The organism is Streptomyces ardesiacus (assembly GCF_003112575.1).
Classification (GTDB): Bacteria; Actinomycetota; Actinomycetes; order Streptomycetales; family Streptomycetaceae; genus Streptomyces; species Streptomyces ardesiacus.
Genome location: NZ_BEWC01000001.1, coordinates 684,732 through 707,047 on the forward strand (window position 1 = coordinate 684,732; position 22,316 = coordinate 707,047).

14 protein-coding genes are annotated in these 22,316 nt (G+C 73.6%); 11 read left to right on the forward strand and 3 right to left on the reverse strand.

All coding sequences use genetic code 11. The features are described 5' to 3' along the window. Positions 1–48: 48 nt before the first annotated feature. On the reverse strand, positions 49–1,872 hold the full coding sequence (locus tag Sdi02f_RS02840; RefSeq protein WP_108932638.1) for a sigma-54-dependent Fis family transcriptional regulator: 1,824 nt from the start codon (positions 1,870–1,872) through the stop codon (positions 49–51). Positions 1,873–2,098: 226 nt separating this feature from the next. On the opposite strand from Sdi02f_RS02840, the gene Sdi02f_RS02845 reads away from it, so the two are divergent. From Sdi02f_RS02845 to Sdi02f_RS02865, 5 genes are all read left to right on the forward strand, one after another. Beyond that, on the forward strand, positions 2,099–2,896 hold the full coding sequence (locus Sdi02f_RS02845) for an acetoin reductase (RefSeq protein WP_031084775.1): 798 nt from the start codon (positions 2,099–2,101) through the stop codon (positions 2,894–2,896). Positions 2,897–2,976: 80 nt separating this feature from the next. Beyond that, positions 2,977–3,978 (forward strand): amidohydrolase family protein, encoded by a 1,002-nt coding sequence (locus Sdi02f_RS02850; protein WP_030404261.1) that lies wholly within the window; start codon positions 2,977–2,979, stop codon positions 3,976–3,978. Position 3,979: 1 nt separating this feature from the next. Then, on the forward strand, positions 3,980–4,789 hold the full coding sequence (locus Sdi02f_RS02855) for an iron-sulfur cluster assembly protein (RefSeq protein WP_030404262.1): 810 nt from the start codon (positions 3,980–3,982) through the stop codon (positions 4,787–4,789). Further along, positions 4,786–5,811, forward strand: a complete 1,026-nt coding sequence (locus tag Sdi02f_RS02860) for an NAD(P)-dependent alcohol dehydrogenase (RefSeq protein WP_030404263.1) — start codon at positions 4,786–4,788, stop codon at positions 5,809–5,811. The genes Sdi02f_RS02855 and Sdi02f_RS02860 overlap by 4 nt, the downstream gene beginning before the upstream one ends. Before the next feature lie 52 nt (positions 5,812–5,863). Beyond that, entirely contained in the window at positions 5,864–6,208 is a 345-nt protein-coding gene (locus Sdi02f_RS02865; RefSeq protein WP_030404264.1) for a putative quinol monooxygenase, read from the forward strand. 113 nt (positions 6,209–6,321) lie between these two features. Here the strand turns inward: Sdi02f_RS02865 and Sdi02f_RS02870 are convergent, their stop codons facing one another. Beyond that, a complete protein-coding gene (locus tag Sdi02f_RS02870) occupies positions 6,322–7,404 on the reverse strand; it encodes a mannose-binding protein (RefSeq protein WP_030404265.1) in 1,083 nt (360 codons plus the stop codon). Between the two features lie 310 nt (positions 7,405–7,714). Between Sdi02f_RS02870 and Sdi02f_RS02875 the strand changes: the two genes are divergently transcribed. The 4 genes from Sdi02f_RS02875 to Sdi02f_RS02890 all read left to right on the forward strand — a co-directional run bounded on the left by Sdi02f_RS02875 (position 7,715) and on the right by Sdi02f_RS02890 (position 14,264). Next, complete coding sequence (locus Sdi02f_RS02875) at positions 7,715–8,356, forward strand: type VII secretion system-associated protein (protein WP_037799437.1); 642 nt, start codon at positions 7,715–7,717, stop codon at positions 8,354–8,356. Then, the gene (locus tag Sdi02f_RS02880) at positions 8,353–9,642 is read left to right on the forward strand and encodes a ricin-type beta-trefoil lectin domain protein (protein ID WP_031084780.1); all 1,290 of its coding nucleotides are present in this window, start codon (positions 8,353–8,355) and stop codon (positions 9,640–9,642) included. The genes Sdi02f_RS02875 and Sdi02f_RS02880 overlap by 4 nt, the downstream gene beginning before the upstream one ends. A 75-nt stretch (positions 9,643–9,717) precedes the next feature. Then, on the forward strand, positions 9,718–13,032 hold the full coding sequence (locus Sdi02f_RS02885; protein ID WP_031084782.1) for a right-handed parallel beta-helix repeat-containing protein: 3,315 nt from the start codon (positions 9,718–9,720) through the stop codon (positions 13,030–13,032). Further along, positions 13,029–14,264: a S8 family serine peptidase gene (locus tag Sdi02f_RS02890; RefSeq protein WP_030404269.1), complete on the forward strand. Its 1,236-nt coding sequence runs from the start codon at positions 13,029–13,031 to the stop codon at positions 14,262–14,264. The genes Sdi02f_RS02885 and Sdi02f_RS02890 overlap by 4 nt, the downstream gene beginning before the upstream one ends. Before the next feature lie 238 nt (positions 14,265–14,502). Here the strand turns inward: Sdi02f_RS02890 and eccCa are convergent, their stop codons facing one another. Continuing rightward, the gene (eccCa, locus tag Sdi02f_RS02895) at positions 14,503–18,543 is read right to left on the reverse strand and encodes a type VII secretion protein EccCa (RefSeq protein WP_030404270.1); all 4,041 of its coding nucleotides are present in this window, start codon (positions 18,541–18,543) and stop codon (positions 14,503–14,505) included. A gap of 461 nt (positions 18,544–19,004) precedes the next feature. Here eccCa and eccD point away from each other — a divergent pair, with 461 nt between their 5' ends. Together eccD and eccB are read left to right on the forward strand one after the other, a co-directional pair. Beyond that, positions 19,005–20,411, forward strand: coding sequence for a type VII secretion integral membrane protein EccD (gene eccD, locus Sdi02f_RS02900; protein WP_031185349.1), 1,407 nt, complete (start codon positions 19,005–19,007; stop codon positions 20,409–20,411). A gap of 144 nt (positions 20,412–20,555) precedes the next feature. Further along, positions 20,556–22,202, forward strand: coding sequence for a type VII secretion protein EccB (gene eccB, locus Sdi02f_RS02905; RefSeq protein WP_108932639.1), 1,647 nt, complete (start codon positions 20,556–20,558; stop codon positions 22,200–22,202). Positions 22,203–22,316 lie beyond the last annotated feature (114 nt).

Genomic DNA, 22,316 nt, shown 5'->3' on the forward strand with positions numbered 1-22,316 from the left:
CGGCACGCGTGCGCACCTCATGCGGTACCGGGGCGGCCCGCGCCCGCCTCAGCCCCGGGTGGGGAGGGTGATGCCGTAGACCCGCATCTTGCGGTAGATCGTCGTGCGGGAGATGCCGAGCCGCTGGGCCGCCAGCAGTTTGTTGCCGTCCGCCTCCAGCAGCGCCTGAACCAGGGTGTCGCGCTCGGACGCCTCCCAGACACTCAGGGACCGGCCGCCCGCGCTGTGCAGGGCCGGCGGCAGGTCGCCGGCCTCGATGCGGTGCGTACGGCGGGCCGCGGCGGCCTTGCTCAGGACGAGACTCAGTTCGCGGACGTTGCCGGGCCAGTCGTACCGGCGCAGCGGCGGCAGCACCTCCGGTGCGCATTCCACGCCGCCGCCGATGCGCTGCAGCAGGCAGTCGACCAGCGCCGGGAGGTCGGTGAGGCGGTGCCGCAGGGCCGGCACCGCCGCGGCTTCGAGGAAGCAGTGCCTGAGCGACTCCGGCAGGCCCGGTGCGCGCCGCAGGGTGCCGACCACCCAGGTGCCCCGGGCCACCGCCGTGTCCAGTGCTTCGGCGACGGCGGCTTCGTCCTCGGGGGTCACCTCGTCCACGTTGCGCAGGATCAGGGCGCGGCCCGGTCCTGCGGGCGCCGCCCGCAGGGCGGCTGCCGGGTCGTGCCCGGCGTGCGGGGCGCCGGGAGCGGCGGCGTCCACGACGACGGGCGCCCAGGACGCCCCCGTCAGCGCGTGCGCGGCACGGACCAGGGTGGCCTTGCCGGTGCCGGTCTCGCCGTGGAGGAGGAGCGCGGTGCGGTCCCGTGCGCAGCGCGTGACCGTGCGGGAGACCGAGTTCCAGGCCGGGTCCGTCCCGGCCAGGCCCGGCAGCGGCCAGGGCCCGGCCGCGCCGTCCTGCGCGCGGGATCCATGGCGGATTTTGGTGCGGGAGCCCGCACCGGGGCCCGGGGCGTCGGCGGGGCGGTCCGTGAAGGCCAGCTCCAGCAGGTACCCGGCGGCGCCCGCGGAACTGTCGACCTGCCGGCAGCGCATCATGACGCTCTCCCCACCGGTCAGCCGCACCTCCCTGCGGGTGCGGGGGGCGTGCCCGAACTCGGCGGCGGCCTCGTGCAGCAGCCGGTGGTCGTCGCCGGTGAGCCTCGCCGAGGCGGCGGTGTTGGCGAGCACGAGGTCCTGGCCGAGACAGAGCACCGGCCGGTCACCGTAGTGGGTGACCTGCTGGAACGCCTCCAGCAGGGCGCGCTGGTGGGCGCTGCTGAACTCGTACATCACCCGTTCGATGTCGTCGACGGCCTCCTGCACGAGGGCGGCCATGAGAGAGCGCGCCGGACCGTTCCAGCAGGTCAGGTTCATGGCTCCCTCGACCCGCCCGGTGACCGTGTTGCGGATCGGGGCGGCCGCGCAGGAGACGCTCTGCAGGCGTTCGTTGAAGTGCTCGGTGCCCAGGACCACGTTGGGCCGGCGTTCCTCCAGCGCGACCCCGATGCCGTTCGTGCCGACGAACTGTTCGGCGTAGTTGAAGCCGGGCGCCAGGTGGACCCGGTCCAGGTGCGCCGAAAGCCGCTTCTCCCCGACGCGGCGGTCGCGCACCCAGCCGTTGCGGTCCGTCACGATCACACTGGCGTCCGAACCCGTCAGCGCCTGTTCCAGCCGGTCCAGGACCGGTGTGGCGGCGCGTACCAGACGGCTCTCCCGGTCGTAGTCCGGCTGGTAGGGGACGACCACCTCGTCCGTGCCGATCCCCAGGTACTTGGAACGCTGCCAGGAGTTGAGGATGCCCTCGGGCACGACCGCCGCAGGCAGTTCCGCGTTCTGAAGGAACCTCAGGCGTGCTCGCGCGATGGTTCGGTCGCGCGCTGTGCTGTCACTGAGCATGGCGCCCCTCCGATGAGCGTGTTTCCGCCATATTACGAACGCGTTTGCACCTGTCAACGGGTGGTTCGGTACGGCTTTTCCCCGCGTTCGCCGTGCCCTGACCGGGGGTGGGCCGGGTGTGTTCCACATTGAAAAAGTCGACGGCGCTCCCCGCCCGCACGCTGTTGGGCAGCACCGCACGAGAGCGCGGAGGCTCACCGCCGAGCAGTCGAACCCTGGAGGACCCATGACGTCCGTCGACAACGCCACCCCCCGTATCGCCGTCGTCACCGGCGCGGCCCGGGGCATCGGCCGCGGCATCGCGGAACGGCTGGCCGAGGACGGTCTCGACGTGGTCGTCGCCGACCTCCCCGGCATGACCGAGGAGTTGAGCGCGGTGGCGGCCGGCATCGAGAAGACGGGCCGCCGGGCCCTCGCCGTGCACGCCGACGTGAGCAGCAAGGAACAGACCGACGCTCTCGTCGCGGCGGCGGCGGACCGCTTCGGCCGGGTCGACGTCTACGTGGCCAACGCCGGTATCGCCCGGGTGACCCCGCTGCTGGAGACCGACCTCGACGAGTTCGAGCAGGTCATGGCCGTGAATCTGCGCGGTGTCTTCCTCTCCTACCAGGCCGCCGCGCGACAGATGATCGCCCAGGGCGGGGGCGGCAAGATCATCGGCGCCGCCTCGATCGTCGCGCACCGCCCCTTCGCGCTGCTCGGCGCCTACTCGGCGTCGAAGTGGGGCGTACGCGGGCTGACCCAGGCCGCGGCGATGGAGTGGGCGCGCCACGGCATCACCGTCAACGCGTACTGCCCGGGCATCGTCGGCACCGACATGTGGGACCTGATCGACGAACGGCTGGCCGAGGAGGCGGGCATCCAGAAGGGCCAGGCCATCAAGAAGCACGCGGAGTCGATCGCCCTCGGCCGGGTCGAGGAACCCGCCGACGTCGCGGCCTTCGTCTCCTACCTGGCCTCACGGGACTCGGACTACATGACCGGCCAGTCGGTGATGATCGACGGCGGCATCCAGTTCGCCTGACCCGCGCCGTCGAGCCCTCCCGACCCGCGCCGTCGCGCACCCGCGCGGCCCACCATCCACCGCGAACCAAGGAGCAACCGATGTATTCCAAGGACGGCGAGAACTACTTCGTCGTGGACGCGCACGTCGCCCTCTGGGACGCGCGCCGCGAGAACCAGCGCAACATACACGGCAAGCAGTTCATCGACTGTTTCTACGACTACCACCGCAACCTGAGCCCGGCGTCGGAGCTCTGGCCGTACGAGGACTTCCTGTACCAGGGCGGCGAGCGGCTGATGAAGGACCTGTTCACCGACGGGTACGTGGACCACGCGATCTTCCAGCCGGCGCATCTCGGGGCGTTCTACCACACCGGCTTCGGGCAGACGGAGGAGGCCTTCGCGCTCACGCGGAAGCACCCCGGCAGGCTCACCTACAACCACTGCTTCGACCCGCGCTTCGAGGAGGCGGGCCTCAGGCAACTGCGCGAGGACGCCGCCCGCTTCGGCCTGAAGGGCGTCAAGCTCTACACCGCCGAGTGGAAGGGCGACTCCCGCGGCTACAAGCTCAGCGACCCGTGGACCTACCGCTACCTGGAAGCCTGCCGGGAGCTGGGCATCAAGAACATCCACGTCCACAAGGGCCCCACCATCCGGCCGCTGGACCGGGACGCCTTCGACGTGGCCGACGTCGACGCGGCAGCCACCGACTTCCCCGACCTCAACTTCGTGGTCGAGCACTGCGGTCTGCCCCGCCTCGAGGACTTCTGCTGGATCGCCACCCAGGAGCCCAACGTCCACGCGGGACTCGCCGTCGCGATCCCGTTCATCCACACCCGGCCCCGCTACTTCGCGCAGATCATCGGCGAGCTGCTGTACTGGCTGGACGAGGACCGCATCCAGTTCTCCAGCGACTACGCGCTGTGGACGCCCAAGTGGATCGTCGAGCGGTTCGTCGACTTCCGGATCCCCGACGACATGACGGGCGAGTACCCGCAGCTCACCGTCGCCCAGAAGAAGAAGATCCTCGGGCTGAACGCGGCCGCCATGTACGACATCGAGGTCCCGGCCGGGCTGGGTCTCGCCGAGCCGGCGGTGGTCTGACATGTCGGCCGCGCGACTCGAGGCGGCGGCGCGCGCCGCGCTCGACACGGTGTACGACCCCGAGCTGGACGAGCCCATCACCGACCTCGGCTTCGTACGCTCGCTGACCGCCGAGGACGGCCGCGTCACCGTGCACCTGCGGCTGCCGACCTCGTTCTGCTCACCGAACTTCGCCTACCTCATGGCCTCCGACGCCAAGGACGCGCTCAACGCCCTGCCGGGTGCCCGGGAGGTCACGGTCCTGCTCGACGACCACCACGACTCCGCTCTCATCAACCGGGGGCTGGCCGCCGACGCCGGGTACCGCGGCACCTTCGGCCCCGAGGCGGAGCAGGACCTGGAGGAACTGCGGGGCGTCTTCCGGCGCAAGGCGCACACCGCCGCGATGGAACGGGCGCTCACCGCGCTGCTGCGCGCCCGGCCCGCCCTGGCCGAGGAACAGCTGGGCGAGGTCGTCCTCGGCGACCTGCCGGACACCTCCGCCACCCGGGCACTGCTGCGCCGCCGTGCCGCCCTCGGGCTCGGTACCGCCCCAGCCGACCCGGTGCTCGTGGACGACGACGGCCGGCCCCACCCGCCGGGGGAGATCCCGCTGCGGCTGCGGTTCGCCCGCTCCGTGCGCATCTCCATCGACGGCAACGCCCACTTCTGCCGGGGCCTGCTGCGCACCCGGTACCCGCAGTCCGCGGCCGACCAGTCCGCGCGCCCGGAGGAGTTCCCCCCGGGCGGGAAACCCGTAGCGGCCGGCGAACCCGTACCGGCGGGCGAGCTGTTCCGGCTCTCCGCTCCAGCGAAGGAGAACGTCTCGTGAAAGCAGTCCAGGTGGTGGGCTACGGCAAGAACCTCGAACTGGCCGAGGTCCCGGCCCCCGAGGTCACCGGCCCGTACGACGTGATCGTCAGGATCGGCGGCGCCGGGGTGTGCCGTACCGACCTCCACATCCTGGAGGGACAGTGGGCCGAGAAGTCGGGGGTGGAGCTGCCCTACACGATCGGCCACGAGAACGCCGGGTGGGTCCACGCGGTCGGCAGCGCCGTCACCAACGTGTCCGAGGGCGACAAGGTCATCGTGCACCCGCTGATCACCTGCGGGCTGTGCCGGGCCTGCCGGGCCGGTGACGACGTGCACTGCGCGAACAACCAGTTCCCGGGCATCGACACCGCGGGCGGGTACGCCGAGTACCTGAAGACCTCCGCGCGCAGTGTCGTACGACTCGACGACTCCCTCGAACCGGCGGACGTCGCCGCTCTCGCCGACGCGGGCCTCACGGCCTACCACGCGGCGGCCAAGGCGGCCCGGAGACTCCGGCCGGGCGACCGCTGCGTCGTGATCGGAGCGGGCGGTCTCGGGCACATCGGCATCCAGGTGCTGGGGGCCCTCACCGCCGCCGAGATCGTCGTCGTCGACCGCAACCCCGACGCGGTCGACCTGGCCGTCTCCGTCGGGGCCGACCACGGTGTCCTCGCCGACGGCGGCCAGGTGGACCGGGTGCGCGAACTGACCGGCGGGCACGGGGCGGAGGCGGTGATCGACTTCGTCGGTGAGGGCGGCTCCACCCGGGACGGCGTCGGCATGCTGCGCCAGGCCGGCGACTACCACGTGGTCGGCTACGGCGAGAACATCGACGTCCCGACCATCGACATCATCTCCGCGGAGATCAACTTCATCGGCAACCTCGTCGGTTCCTACAACGACCTGTGCGAGCTGATGGTCCTCGCGGCGCGGGGCCGCGTGCGCCTGCACACCGCCCAGTACTCTCTCGACCGTTTCCAGGAAGCCCTGGACGACCTGGACAGCGGCCGCATCCGGGGCCGCGCGATCCTTGTCCCGTGACCCGGCCCCGGGTGACCGAGCCCCGAGCACAGACAACGAAGGAAGCAAGCCCTTGATCTTCATCACCGCGAAGTTCCGTGTCCTCCCCGAGTACGCCGACGCCTGGCCGCAGGTGGTCGAGGAGTTCACCCGCGCGACGCGGGCCGAACCGGGATGCCTGTGGTTCGACTGGTCCCGCAGCCTCGACGACCCGACCGAGTACGTCCTCGTGGAAGCCTTCCGGGACGACGAGGCCGGTGCGGCCCACGTGGGCTCGGCGCACTTCAAGGCGGCCCAGCAGACGCTGCCGCCCCACCTCGCGACGACCCCCAGGATCGTCAACGCCCACGTGCCCCAGGACGACTGGTCGCTGCTCGGCGAGATGGCGGTCGACGCGGACCGAGACCAGGGAGCGTGAGAACGGGGGGCGGCAGCCACTCATGCGGCTGCCGCCCCCTGACCTGCCCTGCCCGACGGCGGGACCGGACCTCCGCGTCGGGGATTCCGGAAGGTGTGACGCCCTGGTCGAGGTCAGGTGGACCAGACGACCGTGCCGTGGTGGGAGATGACCACCTTGCCGTCCTTGCGCAGGATCAGCACGGCGCCCTCCTTGCCCCAGGTCTGGGAGGCCCAGATCGGGCGGTCCTCGCCGTTGTGGATGACCAGGTTGCCGTCGCCCTGGAAGATCGCCCGGTGGTTCTCGCCGAACGTCATCGACGCCCAGATCGGCTTGTCCTTCTCGTTGTAGACGACCAGGTTGCCGTCGGGCTGCATCACCATGCGGATGCGGTTGGTGGTCCAGGCCTGGTTGACCTCCAGGACACTGACGGCGTGGACCGTCGCGGTCGTCCAGTTCGGCGTCGGTTGCGGCGCGGCCTTCGGCTTCGGCTTCGGCTTGGGCTTGGGCGCGGTCTTCTCCTCCGGCGCGCTCGTCGCGGGCTCGGGCTCGGGCTTGGGTGCCGGAGGCGGGGCGACCGCCTTCACCGGCTCGCTCGGCTTCGGCTTCTCCTTCGTCGGTGTGGGGCTCGGCTTCTGGGCCACGTAGTCGTCCAGGGCCGCGCCCGCCGAGCCCGGGTCCAGCACGGTGTCCGAGTCCTCGGCGGCCAACTCCTTGGCGCTCTCCGGCCGCTTGTCGTTCTCCGCGCCGCCCGCCAGAAGCAGCGGTACCGCTATCAGGGCGGCCCCGAGGATCCCGGCCACGGCCAGCACGGGCTTGCGGGGGCGTCCGCTGTCGACGCCGGTCGCGGTCGTGACCGGGGGCGTCGCGACGGCCGTCGCCACGGCGGTGCGCCTCCCGGCCGCCGCCGGTCCGCCGGCCGCGGTGGCGGCCGCCGCGGGCGACTCTTCGCCGCCTTCGCCGCCTTCGTTGCTCTTGCTGTTCTTGCTGCCTTTGGTGGTCTCGCCGGTCTCGCCGGTCTCGCCGGTCTCGCCGATCCCGCCGGTCTCGCCGATCCCGTCGGGGGAGTCCGGGGCGGCTGCGGTCCCCGGGGTGGGCGCGGTGTGCTGCTCCTCCGTCGCCCGGGGTGCGGCGGCGGTCGGCGGCGGGGCGTCCGGGGAGGAAGAGGGGGAAGCCGGCGTCGAGTTCGTGCCGGAGGCGGGCTTCTGCGAGGACATGGGATGTACTCCTTGGGGGCGGAGCGCGGCGGGTCCGACGGCGTACCGGCGTATCGAACATAGCCCGTACCGGAATGAGATGGTCCCCCGTCCCGGCAATACCGTCCTTCGCTATGTCCGGGTGCGGGTGACTGATCCTGCAACGTCCCCGCACCGGGCAGTGAACGGGCACGTGGGAGGCGTCTTCGGGCATGCCTCGAAGCGCCCACCGAGCAGGTCGTTGTGGCATTCTGTTCGCTCCGACGGATCAACGTCGGGTCACAGGACCGAGAGTTCAAGAGTTCAGGTGGACATGCGGCCCGGAGAACAGATGGAGGCCACGCGGGCGCCGTCGTCCGGCGCGGTCGAGGCCGACGACACCCCCGCGATACCCGAGGCGGTCCGTGCCGCGGCCCGGCAGGCGCCGGGGCACTGGATCGGCGTGGTGGACCCGGAGTGGCCCGAGGGGCGGACCCCGCCCCCGTGGGCGGTGCTGGGGGAGTGGCGGTCCGGCGACGGGGGCGACGTCGGCACCTACCGGGCCAACCCCGCGTACCGGCCCTCCGCCCGCGCCCTCGGCTGGCCCGAGCCCACCGACCCCGTGGACGCGGCGGCACAGCGGGCCGCCACCGGATACGGCTCCGTGGACGAGGCGCTGGTCGCGCTGGCGGCGGCCGAGGTCGCCTTCGTGGCGGGACCGGACGGTGCCCCGCTGTTGACCGAGGGCCGGGACGGAGAGCCGGTGGTGCTGGTGTTCACCTCACCGACACACGCGTTCATGTCCGCCACACTTCGCCATGAGAGCCTTCCCGCCCGGGAGCTGGCCCACTCCCTGGCCGGTTCCCCCACCCTTTCGCTGCTGGTCAACGCCGGTGCGGTCGCCCCCCTCCTCGTGCCCGCGGCCCGCGTTCCGCCGGACCCCGGCGAAGACCTGGCAGCCCCCTCGACCCCCACCTCAGGGAGGTACCCGTGACGCGTTCGACGCAGCAGCCCCCCACCTCTCCGGCCGCGGGTGCGGAGTCCCGTACCCAAGGCGGGCGGAGTCCGGCCGCCGCCTCCGAGTCCCGTGCCGGCACCCCGGCGGACGGCGCCACCTCCGGCACGGGCGCGGAACCGTCGCCGGGGACGAAGCCCGAAGGCGCGGCGGCGCGGACGGATGACGCCGAGTCCACGACGCAGGGAGCGGAGCACGAGTCCGCGGCCGACGCCTCGGCGCAGGAGCCGGAGCACGAGCCCGTGGCCCGGGCCCAGGAAGCCGACGGGCCCGCGGCGGCCTCCGGAACCCGGCCCGGTACCGGCACGGAGACGAATGCCGACGCCGACGCCGGTGGCGCCTCCGTCGCCAAGAGCCGGCTGCCGCTGCTCGTGCGGACCCTGACCGCCACCGCCATCGACCGGCCCGACGACGCGGTCGGGCCGGTGGGACGGCCGGGCCGGGGCGTGCTGGCGGCCGCGGCGATCGGTGGCGCGCTGCTCGTCGCGGTGCCGTTCCTGTTCCTCGGGCCGGACGACGAGCGCGAGGAGGACAGGGCGTCCACCACCGCGGCGACCGTCCTCGGCGGGGACCGGGAGGAGGAGACGGGGGACTTCGCGGTCAGCCCTCCCGAGGCCGAGGCCGAGGAGGAGGACCCGGCGCACGCGAAGGAGTCCGAGAAGCCGAAGGCGCCGCCGGCACCGGAGACGGTCCCCGACGACACGGCGAAGGACACCCCGGACAAGGACGCCGAGCGGGAGAAGAGGGCCAAGGAGGAGGCCAAGGAGAAGAAGGCGGCCGCGGAGGAGAAGAAGGCGGCGAAGGCTTCGGACCAGGACTCCCAGGCTTCCGGAAAGGAGGACGGCAAGAACACGGGCAACACCGCCGCGGGGCCGGTCCTCGGCTTTCCCGTGTCGTTCCACAGCCACCTCTCCGGCCGCTGCATCGACGTGCCCGGCAGCGGCTTCACCGACGGCCAGGCGCTGTGGATGTGGGACTGCAACAACAGCGACGCGCAGAAGTTCCGGTTCGCCTCCGACGGCACGGTCCGCACGCAGGGTCTGTGTCTGGACGTGGCCGGCGCCAACTTCGCCAAGGGCACCACCATCCAGCTCGCCAACTGCACCGGCGTCGACGCGCAGAAGTTCGCGCTCAATGAGGCGCACGACCTCGTGAACACGGCCGTGGGCATGTGCGTCGAGATCCAAGGCCACGACCACAACGCCCAGGCCCGTGTGCAACTGTGGACCTGCACCGGCCTGGACAACCAGAAATGGAGCGTCTGAGCAGGCAGGCGGTCGCCCGTCCCCCGGTTCGCCCGGGCCCTGCCCAAGACGCAGACTGAGCAAGGAGGTTCGCGCGTGTCGCGCCAGGTACTGTCGGTCGGCCCCGACGACCGGGACCGTTTCCGGACGATCGGTGAGGCACTCGCTGCCGCTCGTACCGGCGCCCTCATCAGCGTCCGGCCCGGGACGTACGCGGAGAACCTGGTGATCCACACCCGGGTCACCGTCACCGCCGCCGAGGGGCGGGGCACCGTGGAGATCCGGCCCCGGTCGGGCAGCGTCGTCGCGCTGCGCGCCGACGCCGTGATGCTCTCGGAACTGACCCTGCGCGGCGCCGACGCCGAGGCGCCCGCCGTGGACGTACGGCGCGGCCAGGCCGCGCTCGACGGCTGCGAGATAGCCGGTGCCGCCTGGACGGCGCTGCTGGCCGGCGGCACGGGATCGCTGGCGCTGCGGGACTGCCGGGTGAGCAACTCCCAGGGCGCGGGCATCGTCGTCACCTCGACCACGCCGACCACCGTGGAGAGCTGCACCTTCGAACACCTCGGCACCAGTGGCCTGGTCGTCGCCGAGCAGGGCGAGGCCCGCGTCCGGGGCTGCACGGTGCGCGACGCCCGCGGCAACGGCATCCTCGCCAACGGCGAGGCCCGCGGCCTGGTCGAGGACTGCGACATCTCCTCCACCGACAAGCCGTCCCTCGCCCTGGAGGGCGACTCCACCCTGACGGTGAGCCGCACGGTCGTGCACGACACCAGCAACGGCGTCCACCTGAGCAGCGGCGGCCGAACGACGCTGGAGGACGTCCGGATCACCGGCACGTCCGGCGCCGGCATCACCCTGGCCGCGGGCACCGATCCGGTGCTGCGCCGCTGCCGCGTCTCCCGTACCCGGGGCCACGGCGTGGTCGTCACCGACCGGGCGCGGGGCACCTTCGAGGACTGCTGGGTGGACGGCACCCAGGGGGTGGCCCTGCGGGTCGCCGGGGCGGCCTCCCCGGCGCTGACCGGACTGACCGTCCGCGACTGCACGGAGACCGGCGTACTTCTGGAGGAGGACGCGGCGGCCGAGCTGGACCGCCTGGAGGTCATCGGCGGCGCGCCGGCGATCGCGCTGCGCGCCGGGGCCAACCCGCTGCTGCGCCGGGCCCGCCTCGTGGAGCCGTCGGGCGACGGCATCACCGCCGGCAGGGACGCCCGCGGCCGCATCGAGGACTGCGAGATCGTGCGGCCGGGCGGCTCGGGCGTGCGCGCGGCGAGCGGCAGCACCCTCTACCTGGCCGGCGGTGGCGTGTCCGACGCCGTGGACAGCGGCCTCGTACTGGAGGACGGCGGCAGCCTCACCGTCCGGGACTTCCGCGTCGAGAACCCCGGCGCGGAGGGCGTCGTCGTCGACTCCGGGGGCGAACTGACCGCCAACCGCACCTCGGTCCTCACCCCCCAGGGCCACGGCGTGCTGCTGCGCGAGGGGGCCATCGCCTCGCTCAGCGGCTGCGAGGTGGCCGGCGGGGCGCAGGACGGCTTCCGGGTGGAGACCACCGCGCCGGTCTCCCTCGTCAACTGCCTCGCGCGGGAGAACGAGGGCGGCGGCCTGGTCCAGACCGCCCCCGGCGAACGCCTCGCCGTCGAGGGCCTCACCAGCACCGGCAACGGCAAGCGCGACGCCTGGGGCTCGGGCAGCGCCGAGAACACCGACCCGGCGGGCTCGGGCGCCGCCGACGGACCCGCCCGGGACCGGCCCGACGGCCCGCTGGGCGCCCTGAACGCGCTGATCGGCCTGGACAACGTCAAGGAGCAGGTCCGTACGCTGGTCAACCTGACCCAGCTCGCCCAGCGCCGCGAGCAACTCGGCATGTCCGCGCCGCCGATGAGCCGCCACCTGGTCTTCACCGGCCCGCCCGGCACCGGCAAGACCACCGTCGCCCGCCTCTACGGCGCGATTCTCGCGGAGCTGGGGTCGCTGCGCGACGGACACCTCGTGGAGGTCTCGCGCGCCGACCTCGTCGCACAGGTCGTCGGCGGTACGGCGATCAAGACCACCGAGACGTTCGAACGCGCCCTGGGCGGCGTGCTCTTCGTCGACGAGGCGTACACCCTGACCTCGGACAGCGGGCACGGTGGCGCCGACTTCGGCCGGGAGGCCGTGGACACGCTGCTGAAGCTGATGGAGGACCACCGGGACGAGGTGGTCGTCATCGTGGCCGGCTACACCGACGAGATGACGAAGTTCCTCGCCTCCAACCCGGGTCTCGGCTCGCGCTTCTCGCGCACGGTCGAGTTCGAGAACTACACCGTGCCCGAGCTGGTCGCCATCATGGAGAGCATGTGCGCCGCGCACCAGTACGAGCTGGGCGAGGGCACGGCGGCGGCACTGGCCGCGCACTTCGACGCGATGCCCCGGGACGCCGGCTTCGGCAACGGACGGGCGGCGCGCGGTGTCTTCGAGGAGATGGTGGACCGGCAGGCGGTCCGGCTCGCCACGCTCCCGCAGGTCGGCGAGCGCGACCTCAGGCTGCTGCTGCCGGAGGACGTCTCCGCGACCGCCGCCGAGCAGGGCGCCGGGACCGCCGTACCGGAGAACGACCCGCTGACCCGTCTCGGCGACATGGTCGGCCTCGCCGAGGTCAAGCGCGACGTCACGGACCTGGTCAACCTCATCACCACGGCCCGTCACCGCGCCGCCGCCGGACTGCCGGTGCCCTCGCTCAGCCACCACCTGGTCTTCACCGGCCCGCCCGGCACCGGCAAGACCACCGTCGCACGGCTGTACGGCGAGATCCTCAGCCAGCTGGGCATCCTCCCCCGCGGCCAGCTGGTCGAGGCGGCCCGCGCCGACCTGGTCGGCCGGTACGTCGGACACACCGCCCAGCTCACCCGCGAGGTCTTCGAACGGGCCCGGGGCGGCGTGCTCTTCGTCGACGAGGCGTACACCCTCACCCCGCGCGGCGGCGGCAACGACTTCGGTCAGGAAGCGGTCGACACGCTGCTGAAGCTCATGGAGGACCACCGCGACGACGTCGTGGTCATCGTCGCGGGCTACACCGACGAGATGGAGCGCTTCCTCGCCTCCAACCCCGGCCTGGCGTCGCGCTTCCCGCGCCGGGTCGCCTTCGCCGACTACTCCTCCGAGGAACTGGTCACCATCGTGCGCACCCAGGCCGCCGCCATGGGCTACGAGTGCGGTCCCGGGACCGGCCCGCTGCTGCGGGAGTACTTCGACTCGCTGCCCCGCGACCGGTCCTTCGGCAACGCCCGGCTGGCCCGGCAGGTCGTGGAGTCGATGGTCACCCGGCAGGCCGGGCGGCTCAGTTCACTCGCCGCACCCACCCTTGACGACCTGCGGATCCTGCTCCCCGAGGACGTCACCGCGGCGACCGCGAAGGCGGCCCGGTGAGGCGCCGCCGGCCGGACGCGGTCCGTCCGCTGCGCGGCCTGGCGCTGTCCGCCCTCCTGCTGCTGCCGACGGCGGCGCCCGCCGTGGCGGAGCCGGTGCACGCGGTGCCCGCCGCCGACGGCGAACGGCAGGGGCTGCCGCCGATGCCCTCCGCGCTCGACCCCGGCGCCCGGGCCGTGGAGTGCACCGCGGCCTCGCGCGAGAAGGCCGAGAAGCAGGACTGGTCGCGCCAGCGCCTCGACCTGGCCCGGGTGCGCCGGCACGGCGACGGGGCGGGGACCACCGTCGCCCTGGTCGACACCGGCGTCCGGGCCGGCGCCGCCGGGCTCGGCGACCGGGTCACCGCCCGGGGGGCCGCCGGTGACGACTGCGTCGGACACGGCACCTTCCTCGCCGGGCTGATCGTCGGGGAGGGCTGGGGCACAAGCCGGCTGCCGGGCGTCGCGCCGGGCGCGAAGCTGCTCGCCCTGCGCGGCACCGACGAGCGCGGCACCCCCGACGCCGCGCTCGTCGCCCGGGCGGTGCGGGACGCGACCGCCGCCGAAGCGGACGTGATCGCGATCGGGGTGGCCCTGCCCAAGCGCGACAAGGAGCTGACCTCGGCCGTCGCCGACGCCCTCGACGCCGGTGCGGTGGTGGTCGCCGCCGCCACGCCCGACCCGCCGACCGCCAACGCCACGCGGGAGACGCCGACCCGCACCTACTACCCCGCGGGTGAGCCCGGCGTCCTCTCCGTCGCCGACATGCTGCCCAGCGGCGCCCGCCCGGGCGACGCCCTGCCCACCGACGGCGTCGACCTGGTCGCGCCCGGCGCAGGGGTGGTCTCCGGCGGCCCGCGCGGCAGCGGCCACTACCTGGGGGCCGGTGCCTCGGTCGCCGCCGCGTACACCGCCGGGACCGCCGCGCTGCTCCGCGCCGCCCGCCCGGACGAGACTCCCGCCCAGATCGTCCACCGGCTGACGGCCACCGCCTACCCGGCGGACGTCCCGCAGCTGGACGCCTACGCCGCCGTCACCACCGTCCTCGGCGACGCGGACGCCGTCGCCCGCACGCGGACGCAGACGGAACCGGTGACCGTACGGGACACCGCCGCCGCCGACCGGGCAGCGGACCGTGCCACCGTCTTCGTGCTCCTCGGCACCGCCGGTGTTCTGGCCGTGCTCTGGGCCGTCGTCGCCCTCCCGCGCGCCCGCGCCCGTGGCTGGCGCCCGGCGGACACCGCCCGGGACTGAGCACCGGCCCGTCTCCCGCCACGGCGGACACACGCGGACCCACGCGGACCGGCCGGTGAGCAGGGCCACGCCGGAGCCGTCCGCGCCCGGCCACCCCGGTGCGCCCGGGGCCGTCCCGCCGGCCGGCCGGGCGCACGCGTCCGTGGTGTGCGGGTGGGGGAGCGCTTCCGCGCGACACGGGAACGCCCGGGGCGCCCTCTGGACGACCTCCCCGGGCGTTCCCGCGTCGCCGTGTCCCTCAGCCCTCCGGCGCGTCCTCCACCAGTGCCGTCTGGATCAGCCGTGCCTTGCGCCGGGCGACGTGCAGGGCACGGCCGGGCGGGAGGCTGCGCGGCTTGGTGTTGCCGAACAGGTTGCCCTCGGTGGGCGGGCAGGACAGCAGCACCGCCGGGTTGTTGGCCTCGTCGAGGCGGCGCAGCAGCGCGTCGCTCATGGCACGCCCCGCGCCCATCGCGCTGCGGGCGACGACCAGGTGCAGGCCCATCTCGAAGCCGAGGGTCAGGTGCTCGAAGAGCGGCTCGAAGGGGCTCTGGAAGGAGTTGCCGGAGACCATGTCGTAGTCGTCGACGAGGACGAACAGGCGCGGCCCCGTCCACCAGTCGCACCGGCGCATCCGGGACGGCGCGATGTCCGCTCCGGGGACCCGGGTCTTCATCGCGCGGGCCGCGCCCTCGACCGTCTCCTTGAGGTTGTCCAGGGAGATGACGTGCCCGATGCGGTACTCCTCGGGGATCGTGTCCACCAGCGTACGGCGGTAGTCGACCACGATGATCTTCGCTTCGCCGGGCGCGTACCGGGCGGTGATGCCCGCCGTGATCCGGCGCAGCAGATTGGTCTTGCCGCTCTCGGTGTCGCCGATCACGGTCAGGTGCGGTGTGCGGCTGAAGTCGTGCCAGACCGGCTCCAGGGCGTCCTGGTCGATGCCGAGCGCCAACCGCACGCCGCCGCCCTCCGTCGGCTGCGGGGCGGGGAGTTCGGCCACCGGCAGCCGGTGCGGCAGCATCCGGATCTGCGGGGCGGACGGACCCGTCCAGTGCCGGGAGATCTCGGAGACCAGGTGGGCGACGCCCTCGCCGAGGTCGTCCACGGAGCCGCTGCCGTCGATGCGGGGCAGACCGGCGAGGAAGTGCATCTTGCTGTCGGGGGTGAGGCCGCGTCCTCCGGTGCGGGGCACCGCGCGCGCCTTGCGGGTGTCGACCTCGGAGTCCATCGGGTCGCCCATCCGCAGTTCCAGGCGGGTGGCGGACTGGTCGCGGACCTGGGCGGACAACTCCACCCAGCGGGTCGTGCCGATCAGCAGGTGGACGCCGTAGTTGAGGCCTCGCGCGGCCAGTTCGTTGAACTTCGGCACCAGGTCGTCGTAGTCCTGGCGGACCGTCGACCAGCCGTCGACCACCATGAACACGTCGCCGAAGGGCTCGTCGGGGAACTCCCCGGCGGCCCGGCGGCGTCGGTAGGACTGCATCGAGTCGACGGCGTGGTCCACGAAGAACTGCTCGCGGTGGGCCAGCAGTGTCATCACCTCGGCGACGGCCCGGTGCACGCGCTCCGGGTTGAGCCGCGCGGCCACCCCGCCGACGTGCGGCAGCGAGGCAAGCTGCGACAGACCGCCGCCGCCGAAGTCGAGGCAGTAGAACTGCACCTCCGCCGGGGTGTGGGTGAGCGCGAGGGCGGCGATCAGCGTACGGATCAGGGTGGACTTGCCGCTCTGCGAACCGCCGGCGACGGCGATGTGGCCGCCGGCCCCGGACAGGTCCACGACGTGCGGGTCGCGGCGCTGCTCGAAGGGCTTGTCGACCAGGGCGACCGGCACGCGCAGCTTGCCGGTGCCGGACCAGCCGGCCGCGGTCAGGCCCCGCTCGGGGTCGGCGACGATGCCGGGCAGCAGCGCGTCCAGCGGCACGGGCGTGTCCAGCGGGGGCAGCCACACCTGGTGCGCGGCGGGGCCGGACCCGCGCAGCCGGTCCAGGGCCACGGCCAGCAGCGTCTCCTCCTCGCCGGCCTCCTCGGCGGCCGGCTCCGGCTCCGGCAGCGGCTCCGGGGCCCGCGGTACGACCCAGCCGCTGGTCCACGGCACCACCTGGCTGGCGACCCGGGCCCGGGCCACGGCACCGGTACGTCGGGCGTAGGTGCCCGAGGAATAGGCGGCGCGGAACCGGGTCAGGGACTCGACCCCGGACTTCAGGTAGCCGTTGCCGGGGGCGGCGGGCAACTGGTAGGCGTCCGGCACCCCCAGGACACCGCGGCTCTCCATCGCGGAGAACGTACGCAGGCCGATCCGGTACGACAGGTGGCTCTCCAACTGGTGCATGCGGCCCTCGTCCAGGCGCTGCGAGGCGAGCAGCAGATGGACGCCGAGCGAACGGCCGAGGCGGCCGATCATCACGAAGAGGTCCATGAACTCGCGGTGCGAGGAGAGCAGCTCGCTGAACTCGTCGACCACCACGAACAGGCTCGGCAGCGGGGCCAGTTCGGCGCCGGCCGCGCGGGCGCGCTCGTACTCCAGCGCGGACGTGTGGTTGCCGGCCGCGCGCAGCAGCTCCTGCCGGCGCATCAGCTCGCCGTGCAGCGCGTCCTGCATGCGCTCCACGAGGGCGGCCTCGTCGGCGAGGTTGGTGATGACGGCGGAGGTGTGCGGGAGCTCCTCCAGACCGAGGAAGGTGGCGCCGCCCTTGAAGTCGACGAGGACGAAGTTGAGGGTCTCGGAGGAGTTGCTCAGCGCCAGGCCCAGGACCAGGGTGCGCAGGAGTTCGCTCTTGCCGGAGCCGGTGGCGCCGATGAGCAGGCCGTGCGGCCCCATGCCGCCCTGCGCGGACTCCTTGATGTCGAGCTCCACCGGACGGCCGTCGACGCCGACGGCCACCGGGACCCGCAGCCGGGCGGAACCGGTCTGCCGGGCGAAGTGGGCCCGTGCGTCGTGCCGGTGGAGGTCGGGTATGCCGAGCAGCGTGGTCAGCTCGATGTCCGTCTCCAGCGGCTGGGCGATGTCGGTGCCCAGGCTGATCCGACGTGCGGTGAGCAGCCGGGCCAGGGACTCGGCGCCCAGCGGGCCGAGCCGGTCGGGGCGGCCCAGCGGCACCGACCGCTCCTTGCGGCTGCGGTCGGTGCGCACCAGGCTGACCGTGTCGGGTCCCACCGTCAGGCGCAGGGTGTTGCGGCCCGGACGCCAGCGCAGGGCTCCCGACACGTCCAGGACCAGCGCGTTGCGGTAGCCGTGGCCGGCCCAGCGGTGGCCCTCGGGCACGGTGACGCCGTCCAGGACGACGACGGTGAAGGGCTCGTCACGGCCGGGCCTGGCGTCCGGGTCGAAGCCGGGACGCTCGGCGAACTCGCTGCCCAGCAGGTCGTCCAGTTCGGCGAGGTCCGCGGTGATGCGGCGGACCGGTCCGGCGCCGTCCTCCTCGTGCGGGTCCAGGACGTGCGGCAGCCACTTCACCCACTCCCAGTCGGAACGCCGGTCGTCACTGGCGCAGACGGCGAGCCACAGTTCCTCGGGGGCGTGGAAGACGGCGAGTTGCGCGATCACGGCACGCACCAGGGCCGCCAGCGCCTCGTCGGCGGGACCGGTCGGCCTCGCCGTCCCGCTGCCCGCCGTCCCGCCCGTGCCGTCCAGGGCCTGTCCCGGCGCGGGGACCCGGGGGGCGGTGTCCTCCTCGACGGCGTCCTCGGGGCGCAGCAGGATGCGGGCCGAGGAGCGCAGATAGAGGCCGAGGGGCTGCTCGGGGATGGTCGAGTAGGCGCGGATGAAGCGGCGCAGAGCGTGTGCGCACAGGGGTTCCAGGTCCTCGACCGGCCGGGTCGAGACCGGGTTGAGGGAGAGGGCGAGCTGCTGCTCGCCCACCGCGATGCGGATCTCGCCGAAGTCCTCGTCGGCCGGCCGGCGTTCCCACAGCCGTGAGGTGCGGGCCAGGGACCGCAGCGAGGCGGGGTCGGGATGGCGCCAGGCGAGTGCCCGCTGCTGCTCCACGACGGTCGCCCGGACCCGCTTGCGGATCTGTGCCAGGTAGCGGAGGTAGTCGCGGCGCTCGCCCTTCAGACGCTGCTTGCGTTCGCCGGAGCGGCGCATCAGCTGGCCCAGCAGCATGGCGGCGGCGGAGAGCGCCATGACACCCAGCGCCAGGTACATGAAGACGCCGTTGCCGCCGCCGGGACGCAGGAACATCAGCATCATCGACATGGACATGAGTGCCATCGGCAGATATGTCCAGATCGTGGAGGTGTCCGGCACGGTCTCGGAAAGGACCGGCGGTTCCTGGAGGGTCAATTGTCCTTCGGGCATCTCCGGCCCGCGCCTGCGGGCGGGACGGCGAAACAGCACCACACTCAAGGACCGAACCTCCGCTATCACTGGACATTGCGACCCGGTCGCCCATTGGCGTGCCGGGAGACGGACAGGTTGTACCGCGCCGGTTCCGGGCGGCCCGTGGTCCGGTGGGAGTCAGGTGAATATTCCGGGCGGGAAACGGGCGTGTGACATCCGGACCGCGGCCACGCGCATTCCCTTCGCGGTGCGAGGTCCGCGACACGGTCCGACGGGCGCAGGCAGTAGTCTGCATTCACCGAACGCGGCCTGTCCACGCGGGGCGTGCACACCGTTCGGTACACGGCCCACATTTCCGTGACCGTTCCGGTGCCGGGACCCTCTGCCCCGTCCCGCTCGCGTTCCGTATTGTGCTCCCGTCCCCTTCACGTGGAAGTCCTTCTGCCGAAGTCCCCCCACGGATGACGAAAGTTGTGCTGATGACCGACAGCACGGTGGCCGAACTGTGCCGCCTGACCGTACGTGCGCCCCACGTCTGCGTCGACCTGGCCGTCCCCTCCGACGTCCCGGTCACCGACCTGCTGCCCACGCTGCTGCGGTATGTGGGCGAGGAGGCCGAGGAGGCCGGACTCGACCACGCCGGCTGGGTGCTGCAACGGCTGGGCGACGCCCCGCTCGACGAGGAGACCACCCTCGCCCGCGCCGGTCTCGCCGACGGCGAGGTGCTGTACCTGCGCCCGCACACCGAGGCGCTGCCCGAGGCACGCCTCGACGACCTGGTGGACGGCATCTCCGAGACGGTCGGCCGGCGGATGCACACCTGGAGCCCGAAGGCCGCCCGCGGACTGCTCGGCGGTACGGCGGCGGCGACCGTGATCGTCGCCCTGGTGCTGCTGTTCTGGCCCGGGGTGGACGGCTCGGGCCCCCTGCGGGTGGTCTGCGCCGGGGTGGCCGGACTGCTGGCGCTCGCGGGCGCGGGCTCGGCCAGCCGGGCGGTCGGCGACCGGCTCACGGCGACCGTCCTCGGCCTGCTGGTCGCCCCCTGTCTCGCGCTGGCCGGCTGGGTCCTGCCCGGCGGCGACCTCGGCGGCCCGGACACGGCACGGGTGGTGGGCGCGCGGCTGCTCGCGGCGGGCGCCGCCGGCGCGGGCGGCGCGGTGCTGGCCCTCGCGGCGACCGCGGTGGGCGCCCCGGCGCTGTTCGCCACGGCCCTGGTGGCGGTGGTCACCGCCATCACGGGCGCGCTGGTCGGCTACACCGGTCTGGACGCGCCGGCCGCCGTGGCGCTGGTCATGGCGGTGCTCGCCCTCGGCGCCGGAGCCGTCGCGCCGTCCGCCTTCAAGCTGGCCGGCATGCGGATGCCCGCACTGCCGTCCTCCGCCGGCCAACTGCAGGAGGGCATCGAGCCCTACGCCGGCGACGAGGTCGCCGAACGCACCGAATTGGCCGGACGCTGGGTGACCGCGCTCTTCGCGGCCACCGGCACCGCCGCCGTGGCCGCCCTGGTCGTCCTCGCCCACCACCCGGACCTGCCCGAGGTCCTGACCGCGCTGGTCCTCAGCCTGCTGCTGCTCCTGCACTCCCGCGGCCTGGTCGCCGTCGGCCAGCGGCTGACGCTGGCACTGCCCGGCGTCTGGGGCCTGCTGCTGCTCGCCCGCGCCTGGGCGGTGGACGGCGACACCGACACCCGCCTGGTGGTCTTCGCGGTCCTGCTGGCCGCGGCCTGCGGCCTCGTGATCGCCACCTGGACCGTGCCCGGCCGCCGGATGCTGCCGTACTGGGGCCGCGCGGCGGAGCTGGCGCACACCGTCTTCGCGGTCGCGCTGCTGCCGCTCACCCTCTGGGTGGCCGGCCTCTTCGGCTGGCTGCGCGGACTGTTCGGCTAGGCCGAGTCCCGAACCCCGGCCGGCGCACGGGAGTTCGGCGACCGGACCCGGGGACGCGCGGGAGCGCCCGCGCCCCCGGTACCGGGACGGGTCCGCCCGCATCCACCCACCTCGGACCCACGGAAGACGAGACGAGGAGAGGCCGTGCAGTCCAAGCGCGACCAGGTACAGGCCCACAGCTTCATGATGGGCAGGCTCAGTTCGGGTCTGCTGACGGCCTCCCCGGACGCCCCGGAGAGCCCATTGGGACGCACCACCCGCGGTGTCGTCTTCGGTCTGCTGTTCACCGTCCTGATCGGGGCCGGCACCGTGGTCTACGGGCTGCTGCGGCCCGGCGGGAACGACGCCTGGCGCGACGGACCGCACCTGGTGGTCAACCGCGACACCGGCGCCCGCTACCTGTGGACCGACACCGACGGCGTCCTGCACCCCGTGCGCAACTACACCTCCGCGCGGCTGATCGGCGGATCCGACCTGCCCACCGAGGACGTCGGCACCGCCTCGCTGCGGGACGTGCCCGTCGGCGGCCCGGTGGGCATCCCCGGCGCACCGGACGGCCTGCCCGACGCCGGGCAGCTCGACGGCGGGGCCTGGCACATGTGCGTCACCGGGCCGGACGGCGCCGGTCCCAGCACCTTGGGCGCGCGCACGTCCCCGGCCGTCGAGAGGGCCGGGGCCACGACACTGGTGGTCGGCGCGCCGGTGGACGCCTCGGCGGTCGCGGGCGACCGCGGGGTGCTGGTGCGCGGGCCGGACAAGACGCAGTACCTGGTGTGGCGGGGCAGCAGGCTGCCGCTGGACGAGAAGTCCGACGCCCGAACCGCGCTCGGCTACGGCTCCGTGGGGGCGGTGCCGGTCTCGGCGGCCTTCCTGGACGCCCTCGCCCCCGGCCCCGAGCTGCGCGCGCCCGAGGTGCCCGGACGCGGTGACGAGGGCCCGCAGCTCGGCGGCGAGGACACGCGCGTCGGCCAGGTCTTCGAGGTGAGCGTGCCCGGCGGCGCGAGCACGTACCACCTGCTGCGCGAGGAGGGCCTGGTGCCGCTGACCCGGCTCGGCGCCGCCCTGGTGCTGGGCGACCCGGCCACGCAGAAGGACGCCTACCGGGGCGAGTCGCCCGAGGCGCGTACCGTCGGCGCCGACGCGCTGCGTGAGCACCGGGCCGAGAGGGCCGGCCGGGCGGGGACGGCGGGGCTGCCGGACGCGCCCCCGGTCCCGCAGGCCGTGCCGCGGGGCAGCGCGCTGTGCGCCCAGGTGGACGGCGGTGACGGCGGCGCCCGCATCGGCTCGGTGCTGGCCCCGCTGACCGGACTCGCCCCGGTCGCGGTGTCGGAGGGCACCGCCGACCCCGTGCGCGAGGCGTGCGTGCCGACCGACGCCACCGTCGTACGGCCCGGCCGCGGCGCCCTGGTGCGGGCGCTGCACGCGAGCGGCGCGGCCCACGCGGGCACCACCTACCTGGTCGCCGAGAACGGGGTGAAGTACCGTGTGCCCGCCGACGACTCCCTCCGGGCGCTGGGCTACACCACCGACGACATCGACTCGGTGCCCGCGCCGTTGCTCGCGGCACTGCCGACCGGCGCGGACCTCGACCCGGACGCCGCCTCCGGGGCCGCGAAGGTGCGGGTCACGGCACCCGACTGCGGAACGTCCGCGCAGCGGGGCGGGACGGACCCGGGGGAGAAGGCCGAGGCTGCGGGCTTCGTCCCGGGAAACTCCTCGGGCACATTGAGCACGTCGGGCACAGCGGACACCGCACCCCGAGCCCGACAAGAGGCTCAAAGGGATCTCTGAGGCCGGAAGAGGGGTGAATTCGGGGCGATTCCCGGACCGCCTGGTCGCCTGGTCATTCGACTGACGTGCTTTTCGGTCTTTGTGGTCGCGGACGGAGCCCGGATCGGGAATCCA